We start from the raw sequence: 5,648 nt of genomic DNA, 5'->3' as shown, positions 1-5,648 counted from the left end.
TCAGCGCTGTATATTTCACTTCAAAAAAACTTAATAAAAACCAGATAAAAAGTTTGTTTAGGAAAGGAAAAAGGTTGTACATTTGCAGCCGCTAACAACGAAAGGGGTTTGTGTAAGTTCAGATAATTAAAGTTGGTTTAGAATCTTCAAAAAATAAAATTAATTTTTTATTTGGCGGTAACAAAAAAAGGTTTTACATTTGCAGCCCCTAACAGCTAAGGGTTGTTATTTAGTTCATAAGCAGAGAGGTTTTGGAAGGATAATTAAAAAAGTCTACTAGTTCGATTCTAGTGTTTCTACAAAATGAAAGTTCATTGAAAATATTGAAATTGACAGCGTAAAATTGAGTAAGAACCTAAGTTTTAATACTTAGACAATTCTTTTGAGAAACTATAACATCGTACATTATTAAAAATACATACGATGGAGAGTTTGATCCTGGCTCAGGATGAACGCTAGCGGCAGGCTTAACACATGCAAGTCGAGGGGTAACAGAAGTAGCTTGCTATTTGCTGACGACCGGCGCACGGGTGCGTAACGCGTATACAATCTACCTTTTACAGAGGAATAGCCCAGAGAAATTTGGATTAATACCTCATAGTATTATAAAGTGGCATCATTTAATAATTAAAACTTCGGTGGTAAAAGATGAGTATGCGTTCTATTAGCTAGATGGTAAGGTAACGGCTTACCATGGCAACGATAGATAGGGGTCCTGAGAGGGAGATCCCCCACACTGGTACTGAGACACGGACCAGACTCCTACGGGAGGCAGCAGTGAGGAATATTGGACAATGGAGGTAACTCTGATCCAGCCATGCCGCGTGCAGGAAGACGGCCCTATGGGTTGTAAACTGCTTTTATATAGGAAGAAACCGTTCCACGTGTGGAACTCTGACGGTACTATATGAATAAGCACCGGCTAACTCCGTGCCAGCAGCCGCGGTAATACGGAGGGTGCAAGCGTTATCCGGAATCATTGGGTTTAAAGGGTCCGTAGGCGGGCTAATAAGTCAGGGGTGAAATACCACAGCTCAACTGTGGAACTGCCTTTGATACTGTTAGTCTTGAATTATATGGAAGTAGATAGAATGTGTAGTGTAGCGGTGAAATGCTTAGAGATTACACAGAATACCGATTGCGAAGGCAGTCTACTACGTATATATTGACGCTAATGGACGAAAGCGTGGGGAGCGAACAGGATTAGATACCCTGGTAGTCCACGCCGTAAACGATGGACACTAGTTGTTGGGGTAACTCAGTGACTAAGCGAAAGTGATAAGTGTCCCACCTGGGGAGTACGATCGCAAGATTGAAACTCAAAGGAATTGACGGGGGCCCGCACAAGCGGTGGAGCATGTGGTTTAATTCGATGATACGCGAGGAACCTTACCAGGGCTTAAATGTAGGTTGCATTAGCTAGAGATAGCTATTTCTTCGGACTACTTACAAGGTGCTGCATGGTTGTCGTCAGCTCGTGCCGTGAGGTGTCAGGTTAAGTCCTATAACGAGCGCAACCCTTGTCGTTAGTTGCCAGCATTTCAAGATGGGGACTCTAACGAGACTGCCGGTGCAAACCGAGAGGAAGGTGGGGATGACGTCAAATCATCACGGCCCTTACGTCCTGGGCTACACACGTGCTACAATGGTATGGACAGAGAGCAGCCACTGAGTGATCAGGAGCGAATCTACAAACCATATCACAGTTCGGATCGGAGTCTGCAACTCGACTCCGTGAAGCTGGAATCGCTAGTAATCGCATATCAGCCATGATGCGGTGAATACGTTCCCGGGCCTTGTACACACCGCCCGTCAAGCCATGGAAGCTGGGGGTACCTGAAGTCGGTCACCGCAAGGAGCCGCCTAGGGTAAAACTAGTAACTAGGGCTAAGTCGTAACAAGGTAGCCGTACCGGAAGGTGCGGCTGGAACACCTCCTTTCTAGAGAAAGAGATGTTAAGTTACGAACTAAGAATTGTATCTTACTTAATGCTGTCAATTTTAAAAATATTATATACAAATTAATCTAGAGTCTCGTAGCTCAGCTGGTTAGAGCGCTACACTGATAATGTAGAGGTCGGCAGTTCGAGTCTGCCCGGGACTACCAATATTAGGATGTATATAGGAAAATCTAGAAGTGGTTATTCACCCAATTAGTCGGCTATCGACTGCAGACTGAGAACTGTGGACTGTCAACTAGAAAACGGGGGATTAGCTCAGCTGGCTAGAGCGCCTGCCTTGCACGCAGGAGGTCATCGGTTCGACTCCGATATTCTCCACAAAAGCGCTATTAGCAATTTGCTATTAGCATTAGCTAAAGGCCAAGAGCCAACGGCTAAACAAAGTTCATTGACATATTGAAAAAATGATATCGTAAAAATCAAAAATATAATAAAAAGTAATTTTTATTAAGCTATATATAGAAATATATATTACAACAAATAGAATAAAAAAGCAAATAGCATAAAAAGCTAAATAAGGGCGTATGGCGGATGCCTAGGCTCTCAGAGGCGATGAAGGACGTGATAAGCTGCGAAAAGCTGCGGGGATTGGCACACACAATATGATCCGTAGATATCCGAATGGGGCAACCCGGTATGTTGAAGACATATCACCTCGTAAGAGGGGCAAACCCGGTGAACTGAAACATCTAAGTAACCGGAGGAAGAGAAAACAATAGTGATTGCGCTAGTAGTGGCGAGCGAACGCGCAATAGCCCAAACCAGTTTTGTTACGGCAAAATTGGGGTTGTAGGACCACAATATTTGATGCTTAGAGAATTAGAACAGTTTGGAAAGACTGACCATAGAGGGTGATAGTCCTGTATAAGTAATCGAAGTTATTGATAGTGGTATCCTGAGTAGGGCGGGGCACGTGAAACCCTGTCTGAATTCGCGGGGACCATCCCGTAAGGCTAAATACTCCTGAGAGACCGATAGTGAACTAGTACCGTGAGGGAAAGGTGAAAAGAACCCTAAGTAAGGGAGTGAAATAGATCCTGAAACCGTACGCCTACAAGCGGTTGGAGCACTTTTACAGTGTGACAGCGTGCCTTTTGCATAATGAGCCTACGAGTTACTGTTGCTAGCAAGGTTAAGTGTTTCAGACACGGAGCCGAAGCGAAAGCGAGTCTGAATAGGGCGCTTTAGTTAGTAGTAGTAGACGCGAAACCGAGTGATCTACCCATGGGCAGGTTGAAGCTGTAGTAACATACAGTGGAGGACCGAACCAGTTGACGTTGAAAAGTCTTTGGATGACCTGTGGGTAGGGGTGAAAGGCCAATCAAACTCGGAAATAGCTCGTACTCCCCGAAATGCATTTAGGTGCAGCGTTGTGGTAAAGTTTTATAGAGGTAGAGCTACTGATTGGATGCGGGGGCTTCACCGCCTACCAATTCCTGACAAACTCCGAATGCTATAAAATATACACAGCAGTGAGGGCATGGGTGCTAAGGTCCATGTCCGAGAGGGAAAGAACCCAGACCATCAGCTAAGGTCCCCAAATATATACTAAGTTGAACTAACGAGGTTCGATTGCACTGACAGCTAGGATGTTGGCTTGGAAGCAGCCATTCATTTAAAGAGTGCGTAACAGCTCACTAGTCGAGCGATCGAGCATGGATAATAATCGGGCATAAGTATATTACCGAAGCTATGGACTCTACATTAAATTGTAGATTGGTAGGGGAGCATTGTAATCAGCGTAGAAGGTGAACTGTGAGGTTTGCTGGAGCGATTACAAAAGAAAATGTAGGCATAAGTAACGATAATGCGGGCGAGAAACCCGCACACCGAAAGACTAAGGTTTCCTCAGCGATGCTAATCAGCTGAGGGTTAGTCGGGTCCTAAGGCGAATCCGAAGGGAGTAGTCGATGGATAACTGGTTAATATTCCAGTACTTCTCATAATTGCGATGGAGGGACGGAGTAATGAACTCACCGCGTACTGACGGAATAGTACGTTGAACCGTGTAGGTATAGGGTCTGTAGTTAAATGCGCAGACCTTGCTAAAGCGGGATAGTACTACAAAGCTTCGGCGGCGTAGATAGTGTGATTAAGAACTTCCAAGAAAAACTTCTAAGCTTCAGATTATGAGAACCCGTACCGTAAACCGACACAGGTAGTTGGGATGAGAATTCTAAGGTGCTCGAGTGATTCATGGCTAAGGAACTAGGCAAAATTGACCCGTAACTTCGGGAGAAGGGTCGCCCTGTAGCAATACAGGGCCGCAGTAAAAAGGTCCAGGCGACTGTTTATCAAAAACACAGGGCTCTGCTAAAACGAAAGTTGATGTATAGGGCCTGACACCTGCCCGGTGCTGGAAGGTTAAGTGGAGTTGTTAGCTTCGGCGAAGCAATGAAATGAAGCCCCAGTAAACGGCGGCCGTAACTATAACGGTCCTAAGGTAGCGAAATTCCTTGTCGGGTAAGTTCCGACCTGCACGAATGGTGCAACGATCTGGACACTGTCTCAGCCATGAGCTCGGTGAAATTGTAGTATCGGTGAAGATGCCGATTACCCGCTACGGGACGAAAAGACCCCGTGCACCTTTACTATAGCTTAGTATTGGTTTTGGATAAGTAATGTGTAGGATAGGTGGGAGACTTTGAAGCGGCGTCGCTAGGCGTTGTGGAGTCACTGTTGAAATACCACCCTTTGCTTATCTAGAGTCTAACCCAGTGATGGGGACAGTGCTTGGTGGGTAGTTTGACTGGGGTGGTCGCCTCCAAAAGAGTAACGGAGGCTTCTAAAGGTACCCTCAGCACGCTTGGTAACCGTGCGTAGAGTGCAATGGCATAAGGGTGCTTGACTGAGAGACATACAGGTCGATCAGGTTGGAAACAAGAGCATAGTGATCCGGTGGTTCCGCATGGAAGGGCCATCGCTCAAAGGATAAAAGGTACGCCGGGGATAACAGGCTGATCTCCCCCAAGAGCTCATATCGACGGGGGGGTTTGGCACCTCGATGTCGGCTCGTCACATCCTGGGGCTGGAGAAGGTCCCAAGGGTTGGGCTGTTCGCCCATTAAAGTGGCACGCGAGCTGGGTTCAGAACGTCGTGAGACAGTTCGGTCTCTATCTGTAGCGGGCGTTAGAAATTTGCGTGGATCTGACACTAGTACGAGAGGACCGTGTTGGACTGACCTCTGGTGTACCAGTTGTTCCGCCAGGAGCACTGCTGGGTAGCTACGTCGGGAAGGGATAAGCGCTGAAAGCATATAAGCGCGAAACCCACCACAAGATGAGATTTCTTTAAAGGGTCGTGGGAGATTACCACGTTGATAGGCTATAGGTGTAACGGCAGTAATGTCATAGCCGAGTAGTACTAATAACCCATAGGCTTTTATGCTGCCTCTTTTTATTAATTTTTGAATTTAAGATATTATTTTTTCAGTATGTCAACACATAAGCAGCGAAGGCTGCAGTTAACAGGGTACAGTTAGAGTTAAAAGTAAATTATTACTGAAAACTACACACTGAAACTGCTAACTAAAGACTTAAGGTGGTTATAGCGATAGGGCTCACCTCTTCCCATCCCGAACAGAGAAGTTAAGCCTATCAGCGCAGATGGTACTGCCACTATGGTGGGAGAGTATGTCACCGCCTTTCTTTTGAAAAACCTTCAACTTAAACGTTGAAGGTTTTTTTTT

2 tRNA genes and 3 rRNA genes are annotated in these 5,648 nt (G+C 45.7%); all 5 read left to right on the top strand.

The window, feature by feature from the left end:
• The first annotated feature begins 420 nt into the window (after positions 1–420).
• The 5 genes from CHB67_RS16970 to rrf all read left to right on the top strand — a co-directional run bounded on the left by CHB67_RS16970 (position 421) and on the right by rrf (position 5,607).
• Positions 421–1,940, top strand: a 16S ribosomal RNA gene (locus CHB67_RS16970).
• Positions 1,941–2,029: 89 nt separating this feature from the next.
• Positions 2,030–2,106, top strand: a tRNA-Ile gene (locus tag CHB67_RS16965).
• A gap of 98 nt (positions 2,107–2,204) precedes the next feature.
• Positions 2,205–2,278 (top strand) — tRNA-Ala (locus CHB67_RS16960).
• A 183-nt stretch (positions 2,279–2,461) separates the two neighbouring features.
• A 23S ribosomal RNA gene (locus CHB67_RS16955) occupies positions 2,462–5,348 on the top strand.
• Positions 5,349–5,496: 148 nt separating this feature from the next.
• Positions 5,497–5,607 (top strand): 5S ribosomal RNA (gene rrf, locus CHB67_RS16950).
• The 16S, 23S and 5S rRNA genes sit together here with 2 tRNA genes alongside, the layout of an rRNA operon.
• Positions 5,608–5,648 lie beyond the last annotated feature (41 nt).

The organism is Lutibacter agarilyticus (genome assembly GCF_900188235.1).
Taxonomy (GTDB): Bacteria; Bacteroidota; Bacteroidia; order Flavobacteriales; family Flavobacteriaceae; genus Lutibacter; species Lutibacter agarilyticus.
The sequence above is the reverse complement of the archived record's forward strand: the minus strand, read 5'-3'. Positions and strand labels throughout refer to the sequence as shown.